This is a genomic window from Paraburkholderia translucens (genome assembly GCF_020881035.1).
GTDB lineage: Bacteria > Pseudomonadota > Gammaproteobacteria > Burkholderiales > Burkholderiaceae > Paraburkholderia > Paraburkholderia translucens.
The window spans coordinates 149,500-172,599 of the sequence record NZ_JAJITC010000009.1 but is presented as its reverse complement, the minus strand read 5'-3'; the positions used below and the strand labels follow the sequence as shown (position 1 = coordinate 172,599).

Sequence of the window (23,100 nt, the reverse complement as noted above, 5' to 3'; positions counted from 1 at the left end):
CCATTTTTCTTTTTTCGGCGAGTCAATTCGCAAGTCTTTTCGCCGATTTTCGCGCGACCTGCTTTATTCGCGCCGCTTCCAGGACCTCACATGCGCGTCTTTAATTTCGCCGCCGGCCCAGCGGCTATGCCCGAAGAAGTGCTGCGCCAGGCAGCCGACGAGATGCTGAATTGGCAAGGCAGCGGTATGGGCGTGATGGAAATGAGCCACCGCGGCAAGGAATTCATGTCGATCCACGAGGAAGCGCTGACCGACCTGCGCGAGTTGCTGCAGGTGCCGGCAAGTCACCGCATCCTGTTTTTGCAGGGCGGCGGGCTCGGCGAAAACGCGATCGTGCCGATGAATCTGCTCGGCTCGAAGCCGCGTGCAGATTTCGTCGTGACCGGTTCGTGGTCTCAGAAGTCGTTCAAGGAAGCGCAGAAATACGGCAGCGTGCATCTGGCCGCGACCGGCAAGACAGCCGAGGGTTACACGCGCGCGCCCGCGCGCTCGGAATGGCAGCTCTCTGACGATCCGGCCTACGTGCACCTGTGCACGAACGAGACCATCCACGGCGTCGAGACCTTCGAGATTCCCGACCTCGGTGACATTCCGCTTGTCGCGGACGCGTCGTCGCATATCCTGTCTCGCCCGATGGACATCGCCAAATACGGCGTGCTGTTCGGCGGTGCGCAGAAGAACATCGGCATGGCCGGCGTCACGGTCGTGATCGTGCGTGAGGACATGCTCGATCGCGCCATGCCGATCTGCCCGTCCGCGTTCGAATGGAAGACCGTCGCCGAGAACAACTCGATGTACAACACGCCGCCTACCTACGCGATCTACATCGCCGGGCTCGTGTTCAAATGGTTGAAGAAGCAGGGCGGTCTCGTGGCGATGGAGGCGCGCAACCTCGAAAAAGCGAAGCTGCTGTACGACACGATCGACTCGAGCAGCTTTTATCTGAACAAGGTCGAGCGTGGCTCGCGCTCGCGGATGAACGTACCATTCTTTCTCGCCGACGAGTCGCGCAACGAAGATTTCCTGTCCGGCGCGAAAGCGCAGGGATTGGTGCAGCTAAAGGGCCACAAGTCCGTCGGCGGCATGCGGGCGTCGCTTTATAACGCCGTCCCGCTCGAAGGCGTCAAAGCGCTTGTCGAATACATGAAGGAATTCGAACAGCGCAGCGCCTGAGTCACACTGACCGGCAGGCGCGCGCATCTTTTCCAGCAGTCACCCGCCAGGGCCGTTTTCACGCATGGACGACGAACTCAATACACGACTCAAACCTCTGCGCGATCGTATCGACGCGCTCGACGCGCAGCTGATCGCACTCCTGAACCAGCGCGCATCGGTCGCGCTCGAAGTGGGCGAGATCAAGAAGCATTTCAATGCGCCGGTGTTCCGGCCCGAGCGCGAGATGCAGGTGATCGCGCGCCTGCAGGAAATGAGCGCGGGGCCGCTCTCGGACGAACACATCAGCGCCATCTGGCGCGAGATCATGGCGGCGAGCCGTGCGCTCGAAAAGCCCATCAAGGCCGCATACCTCGGGCCGGTCGGTACCTATAGCGAGCAGGCGATGCACGAGTACTTCGGTCAGTCGATCGAAGGGCTGCCGTGCCCGTCGATCGACGAAGTATTCCGCTCGGTCGAGGCGGGCGCCGCCGACTACGGCGTCGTGCCGGTCGAGAATTCGACCGAAGGCGCGGTATCGCGCACACTGGATCTGCTGCTGCAAACGCAACTGATCATCGGCGGCGAACTCGCCTTGCCGATTCATCACAATCTGCTCACGCAAAATGGGCTCGCCGGCGTCACGCGCGTGTGCGCCCACGCGCAGGCGCTCGCGCAGTGCCAGCGCTGGCTGTCGACGAACGCGCCGCATCTCGAGCGCCAGGCGGTGTCGAGCAATGCGGAAGCCGCACGCATGGCGGCCGAAGATCCGACTATCGCGGCCGTCGCAGGCGATCGCGCCGCGATCCATTACGGGCTGGAGGTCACCAATGCGCTGATCCAGGATGATCCGCACAACCGTACGCGCTTCGTGATGATCGGCAAAGAGCCGACCGGTCCGAGCGGCTACGACCAGACCTCGCTGATCGTGTCGGTCGCCAACGAACCGGGGGCGATGGTCAAGCTGCTCGAGCCGCTGGCACGCCACGGCGTGTCGATGACTCGTTTCGAATCGCGTCCAGCGCGCGTCGGCACATGGGAGTACTACTTCTATATCGACGTCGAAGGCCATCGCGACGATCCGGCCGTAGCTGCCGCACTTGCCGGGCTCGGTGAGAAGGCCGCGTTCCTGAAGATACTCGGCTCGTATCCGCGCGCCCGCTGAGGGTTGGCAGCGCAGTCCGGGCGGCGTCGCGTGCGCTGTCCAAGAGCAGATTTCACCATCCATCGTCGTTCGGAGATTATTCATGACAGCGTCCTTCGGCCCTTCCTATGTGCGAGCGATTGCGCCGTACATCGCCGGCAAGCCGATTTCGGAAGTGGCCCGCGAGTTCGGTCTCGAAGAGGCGAGCATCGTGAAGCTGGCATCGAACGAGAATCCGCTCGGCATGCCTGAGTCCGCGCAGCGCGCAATGGCCCGGGCGATCGGCGATCTCGGTCGTTATCCGGACTCGAACGGTTTCGAGCTGAAGGCGGCGCTCGCCGCGCGCTACGGCGTGCCGGCCGAATGGATCACGCTCGGCAACGGCAGCAACGACATCCTCGAACTCGCCGCGCATGCGTTCGTCGAGAAGGGGCAGGCAGTCGTGTTCTCGCAGTATTCGTTCGCGGTCTATGCGCTCGCGACGCAAGGCGTCGGCGCGCGCGCGATCGTCGTGCCGGCCGTGCGCTATGGTCACGACCTCGACGCGATGCTTGCCGCGATCGACGACGACACGCGCCTCGTGTTCATCGCGAATCCGAATAACCCGACCGGCACGTTCGTCGACGGTCCATCGCTCGAGGCGTTTCTCGACAAGGTGCCGCGCCATGTGGTCGTGGTGCTCGACGAGGCGTACACCGAGTATCTGTCGGCGGACAAGCGCTACGACTCGATCGACTGGTTGCGCCGCTATCCGAACCTGCTGGTGTCGCGCACTTTCTCGAAGGCGTTCGGCCTCGCGGGCCTGCGCATTGGTTTCGCGATCGCGCAGCCCGGCTTGACCGATCTGCTGAATCGTCTGCGACAGCCGTTCAACGTGAATACGCTCGCGCAAGCCGCGGCGATTGCGGCGCTGAACGACAGTGCATTTCTGGAAAAAAGCGCGGCACTGAATGCGCAGGGCTATAAGCTCCTGACCGAGGCGTTCGACAAGCTCGGTCTCGAATACGTGCCGTCCGAGGGAAACTTTGTGCTCGTGCGCGTCGGCGACGACGACAAGGCCGGCGCCCGGGTGAATCTGGCGCTGCTGAAGCAGGCCGTGATCGTGCGACCGGTCCACAACTACGGTTTGCCGCAGTGGCTGCGCATCACGATCGGCCTGCCGGAGGAAAACGAAGCGTTCCTCGCGGCGCTTGAAAAGACGCTTGCCGAGTCTGCCGCAGCGTAAGCATAGATCCTTTACCCCGCGCGTCCGACCGGCAGGAACGGCGCGCTTATCGTGTGACCGACGTGGCCGCGTTTTCTTTTAACAAGCTGGTGATTTTCGGTGTCGGCCTGATCGGCGGATCGCTCGCGCGCGCGTTGCGTGAACGCGGCGAGGCCGGCGGGACGCGCACAGTGATTGGCGTGGGACGGACGTCCGCGTCGAGCGAGCGCGCGTTGGCGCTCGGTGTGATCGACGGCGCCGCGGCACTGAACGACGACGTCGCGCTGCGCGACGCGCTCGCGGGCGCGGACTTCGTGCTGCTCGCGGCGCCCGTCGCGCAGACGCAGCCACTGCTCGAACGCATCGCGCCATTTCTCGACGCCAACACGATCGTCACCGATGCGGGCAGCACCAAGTCCGACGTGGTCGGCGCCGCGCGCGCGGCGCTGGGTGGGCGGGTCGGCCAGTTCGTGCCGGGCCATCCTATTGCGGGCCGCGAATCGAGTGGCGTCGATGCCGCGTTGCCCGATCTGTACGTGAACCGCAACGTCGTGCTGTGCCCGCTGCCCGAGAACACGCCTGAAGCCCTCGAGCGCGTCGCGGCGATGTGGCGCGCCACCGGCGCGCTCGTGCGGGACATGACGCCGCAGCAGCACGACCGCGTGTTCGCGTCGGTCAGCCATCTGCCGCACGTGCTGTCGTTCGCGCTCGTCGAGCAGATCCTCAATTCGCCCGATGCCGCGTTGAAGTTCTCGTTCGCGGCGGGCGGCTTTCGCGACTTTACGCGCATCGCCGCGTCAAGTCCGGAGATGTGGCGCGATGTCTGCGTCGCCAATCGTGCAGCGCTGCTCGATGAACTCGACGCGTACACAGCGGTGCTCGCGCGCCTGCGCACGGCGATCGAAGCCGGCGACGGCGCCGCGCTCGAAGCCGTGTTTGCCCGTTCGCGCGTCGCGCGCAGTCAGTGGCAGGAGCAGCGCGCGGCTGGCATGGCCGGCAGCGACGCATCGAAATAACCGGAGACTGGACACATCATGGAATTCCTCGATCTCGGACCTTTTTCCCGTGCGTCCGGCACGGTTCGTCTGCCTGGCTCGAAGAGCATCTCGAATCGCGTGCTGCTGCTCGCCGCACTCGCCGAAGGCGACACGACGATCACGAACCTGCTCGATTCGGATGACACCCGGGTGATGCTCAATGCGCTCGAAAAGCTCGGCGTGCGTCTGAAACGCGACGGCGACACCTGCGTCGTGACCGGCACGCGTGGCGCGTTCACCGCGCGCACGGCCGACCTGTTCCTCGGCAATGCGGGCACGGCGGTCCGCCCGCTGACCGCGGCGCTTGCCGTGAATGGCGGCGACTACCGGATCCACGGCGTGCCGCGTATGCACGAGCGGCCGATTGGCGATCTCGTCGATGGCCTGCGCCAGATCGGCGCGAAGATCGATTACGAGCAGAACGAAGGCTATCCGCCGCTGCGCATCCGTCCCGGGCAGATTACGGCCGATGCGCCGATTCGCGTGCGCGGTGACGTGTCGAGCCAGTTCCTGACATCGCTGCTGATGGCGCTGCCGCTGCTGCGCACGGCGAGCGGCGTCATCACCGTGCAGGTGGACGGCGAACTGATCTCGAAGCCGTATATCGAGATCACGATCAAGCTGATGGAGCGCTTCGGCATCAAGGTCGAGCGTCACGGCTGGCATCAGTTCGTCGTGCCGGCAGGACTGCGCTATCAGTCGCCGGGCGCGATCATGGTCGAAGGCGATGCGTCTTCGGCGTCGTACTTCCTCGCCGCGGGCGCGCTCGGCGGCGGCCCGCTGAAAGTGGAGGGCGTGGGCCGTGCGAGCATCCAGGGCGACATCGGTTTTGCCGATGCCCTCATCAAGATGGGCGCGAACGTGCAGATGGGCGACGACTGGATCGAAGTGCGCGGGGTCGGCAACGACCACGGCAAGCTCGATCCGATCGACATGGACTTCAACCTGATCCCCGACGCCGCAATGACGATCGCCGTCGCCGCGCTGTTCGCGGATGGCACGAGCACGCTGCGCAATATCGCGAGCTGGCGCGTCAAGGAGACCGACCGCATCGCCGCAATGGCCGCCGAGTTGCGGAAGGTCGGCGCGAAAGTGCAGGAGGGGGAAGACTTTATCGTCGTCACGCCGCCCGAAAAGCTGATTCCGAACGCGGCGATCGACACCTACGACGATCACCGCATGGCGATGTGTTTCTCGCTCGTGAGCCTGGGTGGCGTGCCAATCCGTATCAACGACCCGAAATGCGTCGGCAAGACGTTCCCCGATTACTTCGAGCGCTTCACCGCGCTCGCGCAACCTTGATTCAACCGAGATTCGCCTGCGAATCGCCTGATGTGCGACTTTTTCGATGAAACCGACCCGTCCCTTTCACCAGACGCCCGTCATTGCGATCGACGGCCCTAGCGCCTCCGGCAAGGGCACTGTGGCCGCGATGGTGGCCGCCAACCTCGGCTTTCATCTGCTCGACAGCGGCGCGCTGTACCGGCTCGCGGCGCTTGCGAGTCTGCGCTACAGCGTCGCGGCGGACGACGTCGACGCGCTTGTCAAATTGATCGACGACCTCCATATCACGTTCCGCGAGGGACTGGCGCAGCTGGACGGCGTCGACGTGTCGACTGAAATTCGCGCCGAGGAAGTGGGCAGCCGCGCCTCGGCGATCGCCGTGCATGCGCCGGTTCGAGCCGCGCTGGTGGCGCGCCAGCGGGCGTTTCGCAAGGAGCCGGGGCTCGTCGCCGACGGCCGCGACATGGGCACCGTCATCTTCCAGGATGCCGTCCTGAAAGTGTTCATGACCGCAAGCGTCGAGGCCCGCGCCGCACGCCGGCATAAGCAATTGATCCAAAAAGGATTTTCTGCTAATATAGATGACTTGCTCCGGGATTTGCGTGAGCGCGACGGGCGTGACAGTCAGCGCGCGGCCGCACCGCTCAAGCCCGCGGCGGATGCAAAGCTGCTTGATACCTCCGCAATGTCGGTCGACCAGGCAGTTGAGCAGGTGGTGCAATGGTATGAAGCGCTGGTGCCGCACGCGTAACTGAATACGGTAACGCAGCAGCTGTCAGGCAGCGGCAGTTCCGTTGTTGGTAGGTGCTTCGCGAGGGTCGCGAAGCGTTGTTTTTAACCCTTTAACCCCGCGTGGCGGTCGCGTACTTGCCGAAGTTGCTGACCAGTCCGGTGAGCCAGGCGCATGCGAAAACCATGCAAACCTTGATTTTTATGTCCGACCTGCAAACCTCTACCCCGAATACCGAATCTTTTGCGGCTCTGTTCGAAGAGTCGCTGACCAAGCAGGACATGCGCGCTGGCGAAGTGATCTCCGCCGAAGTCGTGCGTGTCGACCACAACTTCGTGGTCGTGAATGCTGGTCTGAAGTCCGAAGCCTACATCCCGCTTGAAGAGTTCCTGAACGACGCGGGCGAGGTAGAAGTGCAGGCGGGCGACTTCGTTTCCGTCGCGATCGACGCGCTGGAAAACGGCTATGGCGACACCATCCTGTCGCGTGACAAGGCGAAGCGTCTGGCTTCGTGGCTGTCGTTGGAAAAGGCGCTGGACAACAACGAACTCGTGACCGGCACGATCACGGGCAAGGTCAAGGGCGGCATGACCGTGATGGTCAATGGCATCCGCGCTTTCCTGCCGGGTTCGCTGGTTGACACGCGTCCGGTCAAGGACACGACTCCGTACGAAGGCAAGACCCTCGAATTCCGCGTCATCAAGCTCGATCGCAAGCGTAACAACGTCGTGTTGTCGCGTCGCGCTGTCATCGAGGCAACGCAAGGCGAAGAGCGCGCAAAGCTGCTCGAAACGCTGAAGGAAGGCGCGATCGTCGAAGGCGTGGTCAAGAACATCACCGACTACGGCGCGTTCGTGGACCTCGGCGGTATCGATGGCCTGCTGCACATCACCGACATCGCATGGCGTCGTGTGCGTCACCCGAGCGAAGTTCTGTCGGTTGGCCAGGAAGTCACCGCGAAGATCCTCAAGTTCGACCAGGAAAAGAACCGCGTTTCGCTCGGTATCAAGCAACTGGGCGACGATCCGTGGGAAGGCATCTCGCGCCGTTACCCGTCGGGCACGCGTCTGTTCGGTAAGGTCACCAACATCACCGACTACGGCGCATTCGTCGAAGTGGAATCGGGCATCGAAGGCCTCGTCCACGTGTCGGAAATGGACTGGACCAACAAGAACGTTGCTCCGTCGAAGGTTGTCCAGCTGGGCGACGAAGTCGAAGTCATGGTTCTCGAAATCGACGAAGACCGTCGTCGTATCAGCCTCGGCATGAAGCAGTGCAAGCCGAACCCGTGGGATGACTTCAGCCGCAACTTCAAGAAGGGCGACAAGATCAGCGGCGCGATCAAGTCGATCACCGACTTCGGCGTGTTCATTGGCCTGCCGGGTGGTATCGACGGTCTGGTTCACCTGTCGGATCTGTCGTGGAGCGAAACCGGCGAGGAAGCCGTCCGCAAATACAAGAAGGGCGATGAAGTCGAAGCGATCGTTCTTGGCATCGACGTCGAGAAGGAACGCATTTCGCTGGGTATCAAGCAGCTCGAAGGCGACCCGTTCAGCAACTACGTTGCAATGAACGATAAGGGCTCCATCGTCGATGGCACCGTCAAGTCGGTGGACGCGAAGGGCGCTGTCGTCCAGCTGTCGGGTGAAATCGAAGGCTATCTGCGTGCTTCGGAAATCGCGCAAGACCGCGTGGAAGACGCTCGCAACGTGCTGAAGGAAGGCGACAAGGTGAACGCGATGATCATCAACATCGATCGCAAGTCGCGCGGCATCAACCTGTCGATCAAGGCGAAGGATTCGGCTGAGCAGCAGGAAGCCATCCGCGGCCTCGCTGCTTCGGATTCGAGCGCAGCCGCTACCGGCACGACGAACCTCGGCGCGTTGCTGAAGGCCAAGCTCGACGGCCAGAACCAGTAAGCCTGAGAGGTCTGCTGCAGTATGACCAAATCGGAATTGGTCGCCCAGCTGGCTGCGCGATTTCCGCAACTTGTTCTCAAAGATGCGGATTTCGCGGTGAAGACGATGCTCGATGCGATGTCTGAGGCGCTTGCCAAAGGCCATCGCATTGAAATTCGCGGCTTCGGCAGCTTCGGCCTCAACCGCCGTCCCTCCCGCGTCGGACGCAATCCGAAGTCGGGCGAGAAGGTGCTGGTACCCGAGAAGTACGTACCGCACTTCAAGCCGGGCAAGGAATTGCGCGAACGGGTAGATCGTCGCGCGGGCGAGCCGCTGAAGGCCGAGGAGCCGGATGACGACCTTTAATGACTCCGCTGTGCGTCTTGCAGCGTGGCATAGCTAGCTTCTGCGGCCAAAGCCAGTCGGCAAAAGACCAGAAAAAGCGCCTTCGGGCGCTTTTTTTTCGTCCATGCTTCGAGGGCGCCTGGCGCATATCGCGAATCGCCCGCAAGCCCCCCATTCCGCCACTTGCTGCCCAGTCCCGAGGGCATCCATTACAATACGGGTCACTTCGGCGCGGGCGAGGCTGTGGCGCGACGCGTCGTCAAGCCGGCGTCACCCCGCAACTGCCGTCAAGAGATCTATTCATGAAATTTATCGTCTGGCTGATCCGTGTGCTGGTGTTCGTGCTGCTGCTGGTGCTGGCGCTCTCCAACACGCAACCCGCTACGCTGAATTTCCTCGCCGGCTACGTCTGGTCGGCGCCTCTGATTCTGATCGGCCTCGCGTTCTTCGTGATCGGCTTGCTCGCGGGGCTTGTGTCGGCGATGCCTGCCGTCGTGCGTCTGCGCATGGAGAATGGCCGTCTCAAACGAGAGCTGCGCGTGGCGCGCGAAACCCCGGCCGTCGTCGAGCAGCCGCCGATGCCGCCGCTGATCTGAGCTGGCCTGCGCCGCGCACTTTGAGCGCGGCTTTTCGTTTCCGCTTTCCCGCAAACTTGCATTAATCGCATGGATCTAGATTTCTGGTGGCTTCTGGTCATACCCGTCGCGTTCGCGTTCGGCTGGATGGCAGCACGCTACGACCTCAAGACGTTGCTGTCCGAAAGCGCCAACCTGCCGCGTTCGTATTTTCGCGGCCTGAACTTCCTGCTCAACGAGCAGCCCGACAAGGCTATCGACGCGTTCATCGAAGTCGTCAAGCTGGACCCGGAAACGGTCGAACTGCATTTCGCGCTCGGCAACCTGTTCCGCCGACGCGGCGAAACGGACCGCGCCATCCGCGTGCATCAAAATCTGTTGAGCCGCGCGGACTTGCCGGTGAACGAGCGCGACCACGCCCTGTACGAACTCGGTCAGGACTTCCTGAAGGCAGGTCTGCTCGACCGTGCCGAAGAAACTTTTCGCTCGCTGCAGGCGGGTGACTACGCACTGGGAGCTCAGCGCGCGCTGCTGACGATCTACGAGATCGAGAAGGACTGGGTCGAGTCGATCGATACTGCGCGCCACCTCGAAACGATGGGCGCAGCGTCGCTCGACAAGGAAATCGCGCAGTTCCATTGCGAACTCGCGCAGGAAGCGCTGCAACAGAAGAAGCCGGACGAAGCGCGTCGTCAGCTTGATCTCGCGCTGAAGGCAAATCCCACCAACGTGCGTGCCACGATCCTCTTCGGCGACGTCGACGCGGCAGGCGGCGCGCCGGAAGCGGCGATCGGCCAGTGGCGCCGCGTCGAGGAGCAGAACCCCGCGTATCTGCCGCTCGTCGCCGAGAAGATCATGAAAGCGTACGAAGCGCTCGGCCGCGCGCAAGAGGGCGCCGATCTGCTGACCACGTGGGTCGACCGTCATCCGAGCAACGACCTGCTCGACGTCGCGTATCAGTACGTCGCGTCGCTGCGCGGCGCCGATGCCGCGCACGCGCTTGCCCGCTCGCAGATGCAGAAGTCCCCGAACCTGGCCGGCATGACGCGTCTGCTCGAAGCGCAGCAAGCGGTCGCTGAAGAGCCGCGGCGCAGCGAGCTCGAATTGATGCGCACGCTGATCCGGCAGCGCACCAAAAATCTGCCACGCTATACGTGCCAGAATTGTGGCTTCCGGGCGCGGCTTTTCTACTGGCAGTGCCCGGGTTGCAGCGGTTGGGAAACCTATGCGCCGCGTCGCGTCGAGCCGATTACTGCGTCGAGCTGACGCTGCACGGGCGGCGCCGGCCGCGTCGGCGTCGGTAGCCAGGCAACCGCCCGCGAATTTCGCAACGAGTTTATCGCCGGCCTCCTGAGCGGCATCATCACCGGAACCTTCTACCGGAAAGCGTATGAAAATCACCATTATCGGCACCGGCTATGTGGGCCTTGTCACCGGCGCGTGTCTCGCCGAAATCGGCAACGACGTCTTCTGTCTCGACGTCGATCAGCGCAAGATCGACATCCTCAACAAAGGCGGCGTGCCGATTCACGAGCCGGGTCTGCAGGAAATGATCGCCCGCACGCGCGCGGCTGGCCGCATCACGTTTTCGACCGATGTCGCGGCGAGCGTCGCACACGGCGACGTGCAGTTCATCGCGGTCGGCACGCCGCCCGACGAAGACGGGTCCGCCGATCTGCAGTACGTGCTCGAGGCCGCGCGCAACATCGGCCGCACGATGAACGGTTTCAAGGTGATCGTCGACAAATCGACGGTGCCGGTTGGCACGGCGCAGCGTGTGCGCGCGGTGATCGACGAAGAGCTCGCGAAACGTGGGCTCGCCGCCAGTGCGCAGCATCGCTTCTCGGTCGTGTCGAATCCCGAGTTTTTGAAGGAAGGCGCGGCCGTCGACGATTTCATGCGTCCTGACCGCATCGTGATCGGCCTCGACGAGGACGAGCCGGGCGTGCGTGCGCGCGAAATGATGAAGCGCCTGTACGCGCCGTTCAACCGCAACCACGAGCGCACGCTGTACATGGACGTGCGCTCCGCCGAATTCACGAAGTACGCCGCCAACGCGATGCTCGCGACGCGAATCTCATTCATGAACGAGATGTCGAACCTCGCGGACAAGGTCGGTGCCGACATCGAAGCGGTGCGCCGCGGCATCGGTTCCGATCCGCGCATTGGCTATCACTTCCTGTATGCGGGCTGCGGCTATGGCGGCTCGTGCTTCCCGAAGGACGTGCAGGCGCTGATCCGTACCGCGAGCGAAAGCGGTCACAACCTGCGCATTCTCGAAGCGGTCGAGGAAGTGAACGACCAGCAAAAGGATGTGCTCGTGAACAAGATCACCGCGAAGCTGGGCGAGGATCTGGGCGGCCGCACGTTCGCCGTGTGGGGGCTCGCGTTCAAGCCGAATACCGACGATATGCGCGAGGCGCCGAGCCGTCGCGTAATCGGCGAGTTGCTCGCGCGCGGCGCGAAAGTGCGCGCGTACGATCCGGTTGCAGTCACCGAGGCGAGTCGCGTGTTCGCGATGGATCTGCACGCGGCGCCCGAGCAGCTCGCGCGCCTCACATTCACGAGCACCCAGGACGAAACGTTGACCGGCGCCGACGCGCTCGTGATCGTGACCGAATGGAAGGAGTTCAAGAGCCCTGATTTCGTGCATCTGAAGTCAGTGCTGAAGATGCCGCTGATTTTCGACGGCCGCAATCTGTACGAGCCGGACGCGATGACCGAGCTCGGCATCGACTATCACGCCATTGGACGTCCCTATGCCCAACCCTCTGAACTTCCGGCCGATGCCTGAGGCCATGCCCGCGGCGCCCGCATCCACGCCGGCGCAGACGCTAACGGTCGTGCCGCGCGCGCAGCTCAACGCGGCGCGCGTGCTGGTGGTCGGCGACGTGATGCTCGACCGCTACTGGTTCGGCGACGTGAGCCGAATTTCGCCGGAGGCGCCCGTGCCGGTCGTGCACGTGCAGCGTCAGGAGGATCGCCTTGGCGGCGCGGCGAACGTCGCGCGCAACGCGGTCGCGCTCGGCGCCCAGGCGGGCCTGCTGTGCGTGGTCGGCCATGACGAGCCCGGCGAGCGCATCGTGCAGTTGCTCGACGAAAGCGGCGTGACACCGCATCTCGAACGCGACCCCGCCTTACTGACGACGATCAAGCTGCGCGTGCTGTCACGTCAGCAGCAGTTGCTGCGCGTCGACTTCGAAAACTCGCCGGCGCACGAGGTGCTGCTCGCAGGTCTGGCGCGTTTCGACGATCTGCTGCCGTCGCACGACGTGATCCTGATGTCCGACTACGCGAAGGGCGGCCTCACGCACGTCACGCAGATGATCGCCAAGGCGCACGCTGCGGGCAAGCCGGTGCTCGTCGATCCGAAGGGCGACGACTGGGAGCGCTATCGCGGCGCGACGCTGATCACGCCGAATCGCGCCGAGCTGCGCGAGGTAATCGGACAGTGGAAGTCCGAGGAAGATCTGATCGCGCGCGTGACGAAGCTGCGCGCCGAACTACAGTTCAAGGCGCTGCTGCTGACGCGCTCGGAAGAGGGCATGACGCTGTTCTCCGACGACGACATCCTGCACGCGTCGGCCGTCGCACGCGAAGTGTATGATGTGTCGGGCGCGGGCGACACCGTGATCGCGACGCTTGCCGCGATGCTCGGCGCGGGTCTCTCTCTCGTCGACGCAGTCGGGCTCGCGAACCGCGCGGCCGGCATCGTGGTCGGCAAGCTCGGCACTGCCACCGTCGACTACGACGAACTCTTTTCCTGATGCAGCCCGCGGGGCTCCGTCGTCCTGACGGACCAGCGGACCCCGCGCGGCGTTGACTGAACGAAGCTCACTACCGCAGGATCATCATGACTGTTATCGTCACCGGCGCGGCCGGATTTATCGGCAGCAATCTCGTGAAGGCGCTCAACGAGCGCGGCGAACAACGCATCATCGCCGTCGATAACCTCACACGCGCGGACAAGTTCAGGAATCTGGTCGACTGCGAAATCGACGACTATCTCGACAAAACCGAATTCGTCGAGCGCTTTAAGCGCGGCGACTTCGGCAAGGTGCGCGCGATCTTCCACGAAGGCGCCTGCTCGGACACGATGGAGACCGACGGCCGCTACATGATGGAAAACAACTATCGCTACAGCCGCGACGTGCTCGACGTCTGCCTCGCGCAGAACATCCAGTTCCTGTACGCGTCGTCGGCGGCGACGTATGGCGGTTCGAGCCGCTTCGTCGAGGAGCGCGAGGTCGAGCAGCCGCTCAACGTCTACGGCTATTCGAAGTTCCTGTTCGACCAGGTGATTCGCCGCGTGCTGCCCACCGCGAAAAGCCAGATTGCGGGCTTCCGCTATTTCAACGTCTACGGCCCGCGCGAAACGCACAAGGCGCGCATGGCGTCGGTCGCGTTTCACAACTTCAACCAGTTCCGCGCCGAGGGCAAGGTCAAGCTGTTCGGCGAATACAACGGCTATGCGGCCGGTCAGCAGACGCGCGATTTCATCTCGGTCGAAGACGTCGTCAAGGTCAACCTGTTCTTCTTCGATCACCCGGAAAAGTCGGGCATTTTCAATCTTGGTACCGGCCGCGCGCAGCCGTTCAACGACATCGCGAGCACCGTGGTCAACACGCTGCGCGCGCTGAACAACGAGCCGGCGCTCTCGCTCGCGGATCAGGTGCAGCGCGGGCTGATCGAATACGTTCCGTTTCCCGACGCGCTGCGCGGCAAGTATCAGTGCTTCACTCAGGCTGATCAGTCGAAGCTGCGGGCGGCCGGCTACGATGCGCCGTTTCTGAGCGTGCAGGAAGGTGTCGATCGTTACGTGCGTTGGCTGTTTGGCCAGGTGTAATTAGTACGTCATCCTCTTTAAACTGGAATCTCCTGGCCGGTGATGGTCGCCGGTCAGTGGCAACAGGGAGATTCCAATATGTTTCGAAAAGTACTGGTTACCGCGGCAATGCTTGCCGCTTTCGGCCACGCGTATGCGGCGGTCGACGTCAATACGGCCAACGAAGATGCGCTGCGCGGCATTAAGGGCATCGGTGCGGCGCGAGCCAAGGCGATTCTCGACGAACGCACCGCGCATGGCCCGTTCAAGGACGCGGCCGATCTCGGCAAGCGCGTCAAGGGCATGGGCGGGCATACCGTCGAGCGCCTGCAGGCGGAGGGTCTCGCTGTCGGGCCGGCTGGCGCGGCTGCTAGCACGCAGGTTGCGGCAGCTGCAGCGGGTAAGGAGCCGGCCGCTACGGTCGCTCCCGCCACCGCGCAGAAGGGCGCCGCCGCAGTGGCGGTGAAGAAGTAAGCGGTCGCGAGCCTTGCGCGTGCCATCACGTGCGGTTTGCGCCGCGCAGGGCTCGCGAACGACCTGTTCCTTCGATTGGTACACACGATTCCCCGCGGTGCGCAGCCGCGGGCTTTTTGCGTAGCAAATGGCATGCATCCATGTGGGCATCAGGGCTGCAGGGCGGCGCCGGACATCGTAGTTTAGAATCGATGGATTGAAGACACTCTTTCGCGCATCGATCGCTAGACCCCATATGGCATACAAAACGATTGAAGACACAGTCGGCAATACGCCGCTCGTGCAACTCGTCCGGCTTCCCGACGACGAGATCCGCAGCCGCAACAACGTGGTCCTTGCAAAGCTCGAGGGCAACAATCCGGCGGGGTCGGTGAAGGATCGTCCGGCGCTGTCGATGATCAAGAAGGCGGAAGCGCGCGGGCGCATCAAGCCGGGCGACACGCTGATCGAATCGACAAGTGGCAACACCGGCATCGCGCTCGCGATGGCCGCCGCGATCCGCGGATACAAGATGGTGTTGATCATGCCGGAGGACCTGTCGGTCGAGCGTCGTCAGAGCATGGCCGCCTACGGCGCGCAGATCATCCTGACACCGGTCAAGGGCGGCATGGAGTACGCGCGCGATCTCGCCGAGCAAATGCAGCGCGAAGGCAAGGGCATCATCCTCGATCAGTTCGCGAACCCGGACAATCCGGCCTCGCATATCGAGGGCACGGGCCCGGAGATCTGGCGCGACACGGAAGGGCGCATCACCCACTTCGTGTCGTCGATGGGCACGACCGGCACGATCATGGGTGTGTCCACGTATCTGAAAGCGCAGAACCAGCAGATCGAAATCATCGGTGCGCAACCGGAAGAGGGCTCGCGGATTCCAGGCATCCGCAAATGGCCGGAAGCGTATCTGCCGAAGATTTTCGACCGTAGCCGCGTCGACCGTGTGGAGAACGTCAGTCAAGCCGCGGCCGAGGCGATGGCGCGCCGCATGGCGTCGGTCGAGGGCATCTTCGCAGGCATTTCGTCGGGCGGCGCGTGTGAAGTTGCCCTGCGCATCGCACGTCAGGTCGAGAATGCGACGATCGTGTTCGTCGTTTGCGATCGCGGCGACCGCTATCTGTCCACCGGGGTGTTTCCCGCTTGAGCGGTTCGCCGGGCGCCTTCACGGGCGCGCGAATCGAACGAAAAGCGCCGGTCGAGCCGGCGCTTTTTTACATCCTTCAACACGAGGCGCGCATAGCGGCTCGCCGCGTGACTCACTGCGAATCGGAGTTCGACTGATCCGCTTGGCCTGGCGACGCGCCGCCGTTGTTGAGCGCCTTCGCGGCGTTCGCCGCATCGATTGCTTCCATCTGCGCCTTGACCTTCTGACCGAGCTGGTACACCGCGAGCGCATAGAAGAAACTGCGGTTGTAGCGCGTGAGCACGTAGAAGTTCTTCAGGCCGAGCACGAATTCCGTCCCGCGTCCCGGAGACGGCAGATCGACCACCGTGACCGGCGTGCCCGCCTCGGACGCAATGTCGACGTCCTGCTCGTTCAGCACGAGCCCGGCGCGCAGCAACTGGTCGAGCGGCCAGTGCGGCTCCGGCTCGCCATTGGCCGCCGCCTGCGCGACGCCGAGGCTGCCCGCGTCCGAGCCGATGCGCCATACCACCGGCCGGCCGCTTTCCCAACCGTTCTGCCGGAGATAGTTCGCGACGCTGCCGATCGCATCGGCCTCGCTCGCGCGCAGGTCGATACGCTTGTTGCCATCGTAGTCGACCGCATATTGCACGATGCTGCTAGGCAGGAACTGCGGAATGCCGATCGCGCCCGTGTATGAACCGAGCACCGTGGTCGGGTCGATCTGCGCGTCGCGCGTCCATACCAGGTAGTCTTCGAGATTCTTGCGGAAGGTCGCCTGGCGGTCCGCGCGATTCGCAGTGTTCGGATAATCGAAACTCAGCGTGGTCAGCGCATCGAGCACGCGGAAGTTGCCCATGTAGCGGCCGTAGATCGTCTCGACACCGATGATGCCGACGATCACCTCCGGCGGCACCCCGAATTCCTGATACGCGCGCTGCAGCGGGGCCCGGTTCTCGCGCCAGAACTGCACGCCGGCATTCACACGCACCGGGTCCAGGAAGCGCGCCTGATACGCGCGCCAGTTCTTGACCGACGGCGTCGGCGACGGCGTGACGAGCTTCACCGCGGTCGCCGAGTAGCTCACGCCGGCAAACAGCGCGTGCAGCGACGCTTCGTCGAAATCGTAGCGCGCGACCATCTCGTTGATAAATGCATCGACGTTCGCGTTGTTCGCGTAACGCTGCGGAATGATCTCTTCCTCGAACGTCTGTCCTTGCGGTATCGGCTGCTGCGGCTGGCTCTGTGCGACCAGCAACGGTGCTTTCCTGGTGGCGCTTTGCGCGCGCGCGGGACTTGCTGCGACGAACATGCACGATGCGACGGTCAGTGAGGCGGCGAGGGTCCCGAGGCGAAGCCGGTTGCGTGTGGATCGTGCGGACAGAGCAAGCTTGACGGTCATGGTGAGCAGTGAGCGCGATGCGTGAGAGACTGATGGCAGCGGGAACGAAACGGCGAGTTGCGGGTCGGGGCAGTATACCCGACGGTTTCTGCGAAACCATGCCGAATGAGCGACAGCGGCGGCGTGTGGTAACTTGACGAATATTGGCGCGCCGGGTCGCGCGCCGCTCGACGGAGACACGCCGCGCGCGCAGTCCATGCGCCGCGCCGTAGAAAAGACGCACAACAGAAACTATGGCAACCGGCTTCTATTCCCACACCGACTGTCTGCGGCACGACATGGGGCAGTGGCATCCCGAGTGTCCCGCGCGCCTGCAGGCGATCGAAGATCAACTGATCGCGAGCCGCATCGACGCGCTGATCGAGCGCGAGTCGGCGCCGCTCGCCGACGAGGCCGCGCTGCTGCGCGTGCATACGCAGGCGCACGTCGACTACATCCGCGGCCGCTCGCCCGTCGCGGGCATGGCCGAGATCGATCCCGATACGACGATGAACCCGTACACGTGGCAGGCCGCGTTGCGCGCGGCGGGCGCGGCGGTCGCCGCCACCGACGCGGTGATCGAAGGTCGTTACGACAACGCATTCTGCAGCGTGCGGCCGCCGGGCCATCACGCGGAGCCGGCGCGCGCGATGGGCTTCTGCTTCTTCAACAACGTCGCGATCGCCGCGCGCCACGCCCTCGACGTTCACGGACTCGCGCGCGTCGCGATCATCGACTTCGACGTTCATCACGGCAACGGCACCGAAGCTGCGTTCGCGGGCGACCCGCGCGTGCTGATGTGCAGCATCTTCCAGCATCCGTTCTATCCATTCACCGGCGCCGACAATCAGGCGCCCAACATGTGCAACGTGCCGATGCCGGCGCGCTCGAACGGCCTGGCCGTGCGCGAGGCCGTCGACATGCTGTGGTTGCCGCGCCTGCACGATTTCAAGCCGCAGATGCTCTTCATTTCAGCGGGATTCGACGCCCATCGCGAGGACGACCTCGGCAACATGGGGCTCGTCGAAGATGATTACGCGTGGATCACCGGCCAGATGTGTGAGATCGCGCGGCGCTACGCGCGCGGGCGCATCGTCAGTTGTCTCGAGGGCGGCTACAACCTGTCGGCGCTCGGCCGCAGCGTGGTTGCGCACGTGCGGGCGCTGGCGGAAATCTGAGGCTACCTTCCTGCGCGCGGCGGCGGTTCGAAGGCCGGTGATCGCAGATCGACATTCACGCACCGAGGAGCGAGCCATGAGCGCCAGCCCCGCCAGCAGCGACGACGCCTCGCTGGTCACGATCGAACACGACGCGTATCGCGTGCCGGGCGTCGTGCGCGTGACGATGAACCGGCCCGGCGCGTTCAATGCACTGTCCGAAGCGCTGCTCGACGAACTGCAGCAGACCCTGACCGGCATCGCGAAGACCGCTGCGCGCGTGGTCGTGATCGCCGGTGCGGGCCGCGCGTTCTGCGCGGGCCACGACCTGAAGGAAATGCGCGCGGCGCCGTCGCTCGCTTACTACCAGCAGTTGTTCGCGCGCTGCACGAAGCTGATGATGACGATCCAGCGCATGCCGCAGCCGGTGGTCGCGCGTGTTCATGGCATCGCGACAGCGGCCGGCTGTCAGCTCGTCGCGATGTGCGATCTCGCGGTCGCCGCCGATACCGCGCGCTTCGCCGTGTCGGGCGTGAACCTCGGCCTGTTCTGCGCGACGCCGTCGGTGCCGCTGTCGCGCAACCTGTCGCGCAAGGCTGCGCTCGAAATGCTGCTGACTGGCGATTTCATCGACGCTGCCGAAGCGCGCAAGCAGGGGCTCGTGAACCGCGTCGCCCCAGCCGATGCGCTCGACGACGAAATCGCGCGGCTTGCCGCGAGCATCTGCGCGAAGCCGGTCGAAGCGGTTAGCGCGGGCAAGGGCCTGTTCTACCGGCAGCTTGAGATGGGCATCGAAGCCGCGTACCAGCTCGCCGGGCAGACGATGGCGTGCAACATGATGGACGACGCGGCGCTCGAAGGCGTGCAGGCTTTCATCGACAAGCGCGCACCGCAGTGGCGGCGGTAGCCGGTGGCGGCCAGTGCCGCGCTTCCTCAACTCCTGCCCAGCGCCCGCCTTTCAATCCATTCGATCAACGCTTCGATCACCCGATCGCGATCGAGGTCGTTCATCGTCTCGTGATAACTGCCCTCGTGCAACGTGAGCGTCTTGTCCGGTGAACCCGCGTGCTCGCCAAACGCGCGGCTGCCATCGGGTTCGGTCAGTTTGTCGTCGGTGCCATGAAACACCAGCAGCGGCATGCGTAGTGCCGCGCGACCGTGTTCGATGCGCGCCATCGCGAGCAGCAGCTCGGCGCCCGTGCGCGCCGGTATCGCGCCGTGATGCACGAGCGGGTCGTCACGGTTGGCCTTGACCACCGGCTGAAGGCGCGAGAGCAGCGCGGGGTCGATCTTCATCGCCGGGAAGTTCGGGTAGATGCGGCTGATCACCTGGCTTAGCGCGAGCAGCCACTTCGGCACGTCCCGGCCCGGCGCGAGCGCGGGGCTCGACAGGATCAGTCCGCTCAAGCGCCGGCCGCTTGCGCCGAGACGCTCGATCGCGTACACGGCGGCGATCGTGCCGCCCATGCTGTGGCCCATCAGGAAAAGCGGCGCGCAGCTTTGCGCGGCGGCGTCGAGCAAGGCCTGCGCGTCGAGCAGATAGTCGTCGAAGCGTTTCACATAGGTGCGCTTGCCGGGCGCGTGACCGTGGCCACGCAGATCGATTGCGACGAGCTCGATGCCCGCCGCGTTGAGCCGGCCCGCCACCGCGGCATAGCGGCCGGCATGCTCCGCGAGACCGTGAAGCAGCGCGACCGTCGCGCGTATCGGGCCGCCCGGCCGCCAGCGGTATAGCGGCAACTCGAGGCCATCACCGGTCATGACCGTGGCGCGCTGCGGCGCGTCCTGATTGAGGTTGCCGGCGCTCGCGCGCACGGTGTGGCTCGGGGAACTCTGCATGGCGGCGGCCTGTGCGCGAAGGGAGGTGGCCCGATCATAGTCGCAGCGGTGCGAGGCGCGCGAGCTTTGCGCGCAAGGCGCGCCTCTAATGCCCTCTGGTTATGAAAAGATCGGAATTGATTATTAAAGGGTATGTCGGCGCTGCGGTAGAATGGCGGCCTCAAATCCCAATAAAAGAAACGGCGGCCGCCTGTCGGGAGCATTTCGCTCGCCGGCAGCCCCCGCCGTTTTCGTTTGTCCATGATCGAAATACGCAATGTTTCCCAGCGCTTCGCCGGACCCCGGGGCTGGGTCGAGGCGCTGCACAACGTCAATCTGTCAATTCCCGCGGGTGAGGTGTTCGGCATCATTGGGCGCAGCGGCGCGGGCAAGAGCACGCTCGTGCGTACGATCAATCTGCTGGCGCGCCCGTCCGAGGGCAACATCCTCGTCAACGGCCTCGACCTGACGGCGCTGCCCGCCGCGCGACTGCGCGACGCGCGTCGCGAGATCGGCATGATCTTCCAGCACTTCAACCTGCTGTCCTCGCGTACCGTGTACGACAACGTCGCGCTGCCGCTCGAGCTGGCCGGCATGAAACGCGACGAAATCGAGGCGAACGTGCTGCCGCTGCTCGAACTCGTCGGCCTGTCGGCGCAGAAGGACCGCTATCCGGCGCAGATCAGCGGCGGCCAGAAGCAGCGCGTGGGTATCGCGCGTGCGCTCGCCAGCAAGCCGAAGGTGCTGCTCTCGGACGAGGCGACTTCCGCGCTCGATCCTGAAACCACGCGCGCCATTCTCGACCTGCTCAAGCGCATCAACCGCGAACTGAACCTGACGATCGTGCTGATCACGCACCAGATGGACGTGATCAAGCAGGTCTGCGATCGCGTCGCGGTGCTCGACGCAGGCCGCGTCGTCGAAGAGGGCAAGGTGATCGACGTGTTTCTGCAGCCGCGCCATGAAGTCACGCGCGCGCTGATCGGCGACGTGATCGCGCAGGACCTGCCGCCCGCCATGAAGGCGCGCGTCGCGCAGCGCCTGCAGAGCGGCAGCGGCCACCTGTTGCGCCTCGCGTTTACCGGCTCGGGCGTCGATCAGCCGATCCTGTCGGAGACGATTCGCCGCTACGAGCTTGACTTCAACATCCTGCACGGCCAGATCGACGAGATCCAGGGGCAGGCGTTCGGCTCGCTCGCGGTTCTGGCGGGTGGCGATCCGACGCAGGTCGTGCAGGCCATCACGTTTCTGCGCGAGCAGGGTGTCGTCGTGGAGGAGCTTTCGCATGTTGAGTGAAATGTTCGATATGTTCGTCCAGTCGTTCTGGGAGACGCTCATCATGGTGGGCGTCTCCGGACTGATTGGCGCTGTAGTAGGCGTGCCGCTCGGCGTGCTGCTGTATCTGACCGACCGCCAGGGCGTGCTAGAAAACGTCGCGGTGAATCGTGTGATGGGCGTGATCGTCAATGCGGTGCGCTCGACGCCGTTCATCATCCTGCTGGTCGCGGTGATCCCGTTTACCCGGCTCGTCGTCGGTTCGTCGATCGGTACGGCGGCGGCGATCGTGCCGCTGACGATCGCTGCCGCGCCGTTCATCGCGCGTCTGGTCGAGACGGCGTTGCGCGAAGTCGACCGCGGGCTGATCGAGGCCGCTCAGGCAATGGGCGCGACGACCAGCCAGATCGTCTTCAAGGTGTTGCTGCCGGAATCGCTGCCGGGCGTGGTCGCCGGGTTGACGATCACGTTCGTGTCGCTGGTCGGCTATTCGGCGATGGCCGGCGCGATCGGCGGCGGCGGTCTTGGCGACCTCGGCATCCGCTACGGCTATCAGCGCTTCCTGCCGGAAGTGATGCTCGCGGTCGTGCTGATCCTGATCGTGTTCGTGCAGCTGGTGCAGTCGTTTGGAGATTGGCTCGTGCGTCGCTTGAGCCACAAGTAAACAAGGGTTTCGGAAACCCGTTTATCGAGATTCGGAGAAGGTCCATCGTGCAACGTCGCTTCATTCTCAAGCTGGCCGCCGCGTTCGCCGCGGCAACGCTTTTCGCCACCCCCGCGGCGCATGCCGAGGATACGATCAAGGTCGGCGTCACCGGCGGCCCGCACGCGCAGATCATGGACGTCGTAAAGACGGTCGCCGCGAGGAACGGCCTGAACATCAAGATCGTCGAATTCTCTGATTACGTGCAGCCGAACGCAGCGCTCGCGAGCGGCGATCTCGACGCGAACAGCTACCAGCACGACCCGTACTTGCAGGCGCAGGTGAAAGATCGCGGCTACAAGCTGATCCGTATCGCCGATACCGTCACCTACCCGATGGGCGTCTACTCGAAGAAGCTGAAGACGCTCGCCGAACTGCAGCCGGGCGCAAAGATCGCGGTGCCTAATGATCCGACCAACGGTGGCCGCGCGCTTCTGCTGCTGCAAAAGCAGGGTCTGCTGAAGCTGCGCGCCGATGCGGGATTGAAGGCAACGCCGCTTGATATCGTCGACAATCCGAGGAAGCTGAAGATCGTCGAGCTCGACGCGGCGCAGATTCCGCGTTCGCTGGGCGACGTCGACGCCGCCGCGATCAACACCAACTTCGCAATGGAAGCGGGCCTGAAGCCGAAGCAGGATGCCATCGCGATCGAAGACCCGAAGGGTCCGTACGTGAACATCATCGCGATCCGCGAGGCCGACAGGAACAAGCCGTGGGTCTCGAAGCTCGTCGCGGCTTACCACTCGCCGGAAGTGAAGCAGTTCGTCGACGGCAAGTTCGGCGGCTCGGTGATCGCCTCCTGGTGAAGCAACGGCTCGCGCGCCTCGCAGAACACGATGGCAATGCGAAATTAGAGGTCGGAGTCGGAACCCGGAGTTGTGTGCCGGGTTTTTTGGAGATTAAAATAGAACGATCGTTCGATATTGCCGTCACGCCGTTGAGGAGCGATATCCTCCCACAAAGCACCCGCGACAGAGCTGC

General features: G+C 64.0%; 22 protein-coding genes. 20 read left to right on the top strand and 2 right to left on the bottom strand.

What is annotated here, in order from left to right; genetic code table 11:
- The first annotated feature begins 90 nt into the window (after positions 1-90).
- The 15 genes from serC (at position 91) to cysM (ending at position 15,806) form a co-directional block, all read left to right on the top strand.
- Positions 91-1,173 (top strand): 3-phosphoserine/phosphohydroxythreonine transaminase, encoded by a 1,083-nt coding sequence (gene serC / locus LJ655_RS18415; protein ID WP_230562667.1) that lies wholly within the window; start codon positions 91-93, stop codon positions 1,171-1,173.
- Positions 1,174-1,237: 64 nt separating this feature from the next.
- Positions 1,238-2,317 (top strand): prephenate dehydratase, encoded by a 1,080-nt coding sequence (pheA, locus tag LJ655_RS18410; protein WP_230562666.1) that lies wholly within the window; start codon positions 1,238-1,240, stop codon positions 2,315-2,317.
- Positions 2,318-2,399: 82 nt separating this feature from the next.
- Positions 2,400-3,521 (top strand): histidinol-phosphate transaminase, encoded by a 1,122-nt coding sequence (gene hisC, locus LJ655_RS18405; RefSeq protein ID WP_230562665.1) that lies wholly within the window; start codon positions 2,400-2,402, stop codon positions 3,519-3,521.
- 53 nt (positions 3,522-3,574) lie between these two features.
- Positions 3,575-4,516, top strand: coding sequence for a prephenate dehydrogenase (locus tag LJ655_RS18400; RefSeq protein ID WP_230562664.1), 942 nt, complete (start codon positions 3,575-3,577; stop codon positions 4,514-4,516).
- An 18-nt stretch (positions 4,517-4,534) separates the two neighbouring features.
- Complete coding sequence (aroA, locus tag LJ655_RS18395; protein ID WP_230562663.1) at positions 4,535-5,839, top strand: 3-phosphoshikimate 1-carboxyvinyltransferase; 1,305 nt, start codon at positions 4,535-4,537, stop codon at positions 5,837-5,839.
- Positions 5,840-5,885: 46 nt separating this feature from the next.
- A complete protein-coding gene (gene cmk / locus LJ655_RS18390; protein WP_230562662.1) occupies positions 5,886-6,572 on the top strand; it encodes a (d)CMP kinase in 687 nt (228 codons plus the stop codon).
- 164 nt (positions 6,573-6,736) lie between these two features.
- On the top strand, positions 6,737-8,470 hold the full coding sequence (gene rpsA, locus LJ655_RS18385; protein WP_187635523.1) for a 30S ribosomal protein S1: 1,734 nt from the start codon (positions 6,737-6,739) through the stop codon (positions 8,468-8,470).
- Between the two features lie 21 nt (positions 8,471-8,491).
- On the top strand, positions 8,492-8,815 hold the full coding sequence (locus tag LJ655_RS18380; protein ID WP_129961450.1) for an integration host factor subunit beta: 324 nt from the start codon (positions 8,492-8,494) through the stop codon (positions 8,813-8,815).
- Positions 8,816-9,096: 281 nt separating this feature from the next.
- Positions 9,097-9,390, top strand: a complete 294-nt coding sequence (locus tag LJ655_RS18375) for a LapA family protein (RefSeq protein WP_230562661.1) — start codon at positions 9,097-9,099, stop codon at positions 9,388-9,390.
- 69 nt (positions 9,391-9,459) lie between these two features.
- Positions 9,460-10,635, top strand: coding sequence for a lipopolysaccharide assembly protein LapB (lapB, locus tag LJ655_RS18370; RefSeq protein WP_230562660.1), 1,176 nt, complete (start codon positions 9,460-9,462; stop codon positions 10,633-10,635).
- A 124-nt stretch (positions 10,636-10,759) separates the two neighbouring features.
- Positions 10,760-12,163 carry a UDP-glucose dehydrogenase family protein gene (locus tag LJ655_RS18365; protein WP_230562659.1) on the top strand — a complete coding sequence of 468 codons (1,404 nt, stop codon included), beginning with the start codon at positions 10,760-10,762 and terminating at the stop codon, positions 12,161-12,163.
- Positions 12,129-13,136, top strand: coding sequence for a D-glycero-beta-D-manno-heptose-7-phosphate kinase (rfaE1, locus tag LJ655_RS18360; protein WP_329959710.1), 1,008 nt, complete (start codon positions 12,129-12,131; stop codon positions 13,134-13,136). The genes LJ655_RS18365 and rfaE1 overlap by 35 nt, the downstream gene beginning before the upstream one ends.
- Before the next feature lie 86 nt (positions 13,137-13,222).
- The gene (rfaD, locus tag LJ655_RS18355) at positions 13,223-14,215 is read left to right on the top strand and encodes an ADP-glyceromanno-heptose 6-epimerase (RefSeq protein ID WP_230562658.1); all 993 of its coding nucleotides are present in this window, start codon (positions 13,223-13,225) and stop codon (positions 14,213-14,215) included.
- A 78-nt stretch (positions 14,216-14,293) separates the two neighbouring features.
- Positions 14,294-14,668 (top strand): ComEA family DNA-binding protein, encoded by a 375-nt coding sequence (locus tag LJ655_RS18350; RefSeq protein WP_230562657.1) that lies wholly within the window; start codon positions 14,294-14,296, stop codon positions 14,666-14,668.
- A gap of 235 nt (positions 14,669-14,903) precedes the next feature.
- A complete protein-coding gene (cysM, locus tag LJ655_RS18345; protein ID WP_230562656.1) occupies positions 14,904-15,806 on the top strand; it encodes a cysteine synthase CysM in 903 nt (300 codons plus the stop codon).
- A 112-nt stretch (positions 15,807-15,918) separates the two neighbouring features.
- On the opposite strand, the gene mltB is transcribed toward cysM, so the two are convergent.
- The gene (gene mltB, locus LJ655_RS18340) at positions 15,919-17,097 is read right to left on the bottom strand and encodes a lytic murein transglycosylase B (protein WP_230562655.1); all 1,179 of its coding nucleotides are present in this window, start codon (positions 17,095-17,097) and stop codon (positions 15,919-15,921) included.
- A gap of 323 nt (positions 17,098-17,420) precedes the next feature.
- On the opposite strand from mltB, the gene LJ655_RS18335 reads away from it, so the two are divergent.
- Positions 17,421-18,344 (top strand): histone deacetylase family protein, encoded by a 924-nt coding sequence (locus tag LJ655_RS18335; protein WP_230562654.1) that lies wholly within the window; start codon positions 17,421-17,423, stop codon positions 18,342-18,344.
- Positions 18,345-18,420: 76 nt separating this feature from the next.
- Entirely contained in the window at positions 18,421-19,230 is an 810-nt protein-coding gene (locus LJ655_RS18330) for an enoyl-CoA hydratase (protein ID WP_230562653.1), read from the top strand.
- A 26-nt stretch (positions 19,231-19,256) separates the two neighbouring features.
- On the opposite strand, the gene LJ655_RS18325 is transcribed toward LJ655_RS18330, so the two are convergent.
- Positions 19,257-20,162 carry an alpha/beta hydrolase gene (locus LJ655_RS18325; RefSeq protein WP_230562652.1) on the bottom strand — a complete coding sequence of 302 codons (906 nt, stop codon included), beginning with the start codon at positions 20,160-20,162 and terminating at the stop codon, positions 19,257-19,259.
- A 240-nt stretch (positions 20,163-20,402) separates the two neighbouring features.
- Here LJ655_RS18325 and LJ655_RS18320 point away from each other — a divergent pair, with 240 nt between their 5' ends.
- Genes LJ655_RS18320 through LJ655_RS18310 form a run of 3 tightly spaced genes read left to right on the top strand, consistent with a single transcriptional unit; the run spans position 20,403 to position 22,925 of the window.
- Entirely contained in the window at positions 20,403-21,437 is a 1,035-nt protein-coding gene (locus LJ655_RS18320; RefSeq protein ID WP_230562651.1) for a methionine ABC transporter ATP-binding protein, read from the top strand.
- Positions 21,427-22,080, top strand: coding sequence for a methionine ABC transporter permease (locus LJ655_RS18315; protein ID WP_230562650.1), 654 nt, complete (start codon positions 21,427-21,429; stop codon positions 22,078-22,080). The genes LJ655_RS18320 and LJ655_RS18315 overlap by 11 nt, the downstream gene beginning before the upstream one ends.
- Positions 22,081-22,127: 47 nt before the next feature.
- Complete coding sequence (locus LJ655_RS18310) at positions 22,128-22,925, top strand: MetQ/NlpA family ABC transporter substrate-binding protein (protein ID WP_230562649.1); 798 nt, start codon at positions 22,128-22,130, stop codon at positions 22,923-22,925.
- Positions 22,926-23,100 lie beyond the last annotated feature (175 nt).

What these genes read in the sequence shown, in the direction of transcription:
- serC (WP_230562667.1), top strand. Translation starts at nt 91, where the DNA reads ATGCGCGTCTTTAATTTCGCCGCCGGCCCAGCGGCTATGCCCGAAGAA.
- pheA (WP_230562666.1), top strand. Translation starts at nt 1,238, where the DNA reads ATGGACGACGAACTCAATACACGACTCAAACCTCTGCGCGATCGTATC.
- hisC (WP_230562665.1), top strand. Translation starts at nt 2,400, where the DNA reads ATGACAGCGTCCTTCGGCCCTTCCTATGTGCGAGCGATTGCGCCGTAC.
- aroA (WP_230562663.1), top strand. Translation starts at nt 4,535, where the DNA reads ATGGAATTCCTCGATCTCGGACCTTTTTCCCGTGCGTCCGGCACGGTT.
- cmk (WP_230562662.1), top strand. Translation starts at nt 5,886, where the DNA reads ATGAAACCGACCCGTCCCTTTCACCAGACGCCCGTCATTGCGATCGAC.
- rpsA (WP_187635523.1), top strand. Translation starts at nt 6,737, where the DNA reads ATGCAAACCTTGATTTTTATGTCCGACCTGCAAACCTCTACCCCGAAT.
- LJ655_RS18380 (WP_129961450.1), top strand. Translation starts at nt 8,492, where the DNA reads ATGACCAAATCGGAATTGGTCGCCCAGCTGGCTGCGCGATTTCCGCAA.
- LJ655_RS18375 (WP_230562661.1), top strand. Translation starts at nt 9,097, where the DNA reads ATGAAATTTATCGTCTGGCTGATCCGTGTGCTGGTGTTCGTGCTGCTG.
- lapB (WP_230562660.1), top strand. Translation starts at nt 9,460, where the DNA reads ATGGATCTAGATTTCTGGTGGCTTCTGGTCATACCCGTCGCGTTCGCG.
- LJ655_RS18365 (WP_230562659.1), top strand. Translation starts at nt 10,760, where the DNA reads ATGAAAATCACCATTATCGGCACCGGCTATGTGGGCCTTGTCACCGGC.
- rfaE1 (WP_329959710.1), top strand. Translation starts at nt 12,129, where the DNA reads ATGCCCAACCCTCTGAACTTCCGGCCGATGCCTGAGGCCATGCCCGCG.
- rfaD (WP_230562658.1), top strand. Translation starts at nt 13,223, where the DNA reads ATGACTGTTATCGTCACCGGCGCGGCCGGATTTATCGGCAGCAATCTC.
- LJ655_RS18350 (WP_230562657.1), top strand. Translation starts at nt 14,294, where the DNA reads ATGTTTCGAAAAGTACTGGTTACCGCGGCAATGCTTGCCGCTTTCGGC.
- cysM (WP_230562656.1), top strand. Translation starts at nt 14,904, where the DNA reads ATGGCATACAAAACGATTGAAGACACAGTCGGCAATACGCCGCTCGTG.
- mltB (WP_230562655.1), bottom strand. Translation starts at nt 17,097, where the DNA reads ATGTTCGTCGCAGCAAGTCCCGCGCGCGCGCAAAGCGCCACCAGGAAA.
- LJ655_RS18335 (WP_230562654.1), top strand. Translation starts at nt 17,421, where the DNA reads ATGGCAACCGGCTTCTATTCCCACACCGACTGTCTGCGGCACGACATG.
- LJ655_RS18330 (WP_230562653.1), top strand. Translation starts at nt 18,421, where the DNA reads ATGAGCGCCAGCCCCGCCAGCAGCGACGACGCCTCGCTGGTCACGATC.
- LJ655_RS18325 (WP_230562652.1), bottom strand. Translation starts at nt 20,162, where the DNA reads ATGCAGAGTTCCCCGAGCCACACCGTGCGCGCGAGCGCCGGCAACCTC.
- LJ655_RS18320 (WP_230562651.1), top strand. Translation starts at nt 20,403, where the DNA reads ATGATCGAAATACGCAATGTTTCCCAGCGCTTCGCCGGACCCCGGGGC.
- LJ655_RS18315 (WP_230562650.1), top strand. Translation starts at nt 21,427, where the DNA reads ATGTTGAGTGAAATGTTCGATATGTTCGTCCAGTCGTTCTGGGAGACG.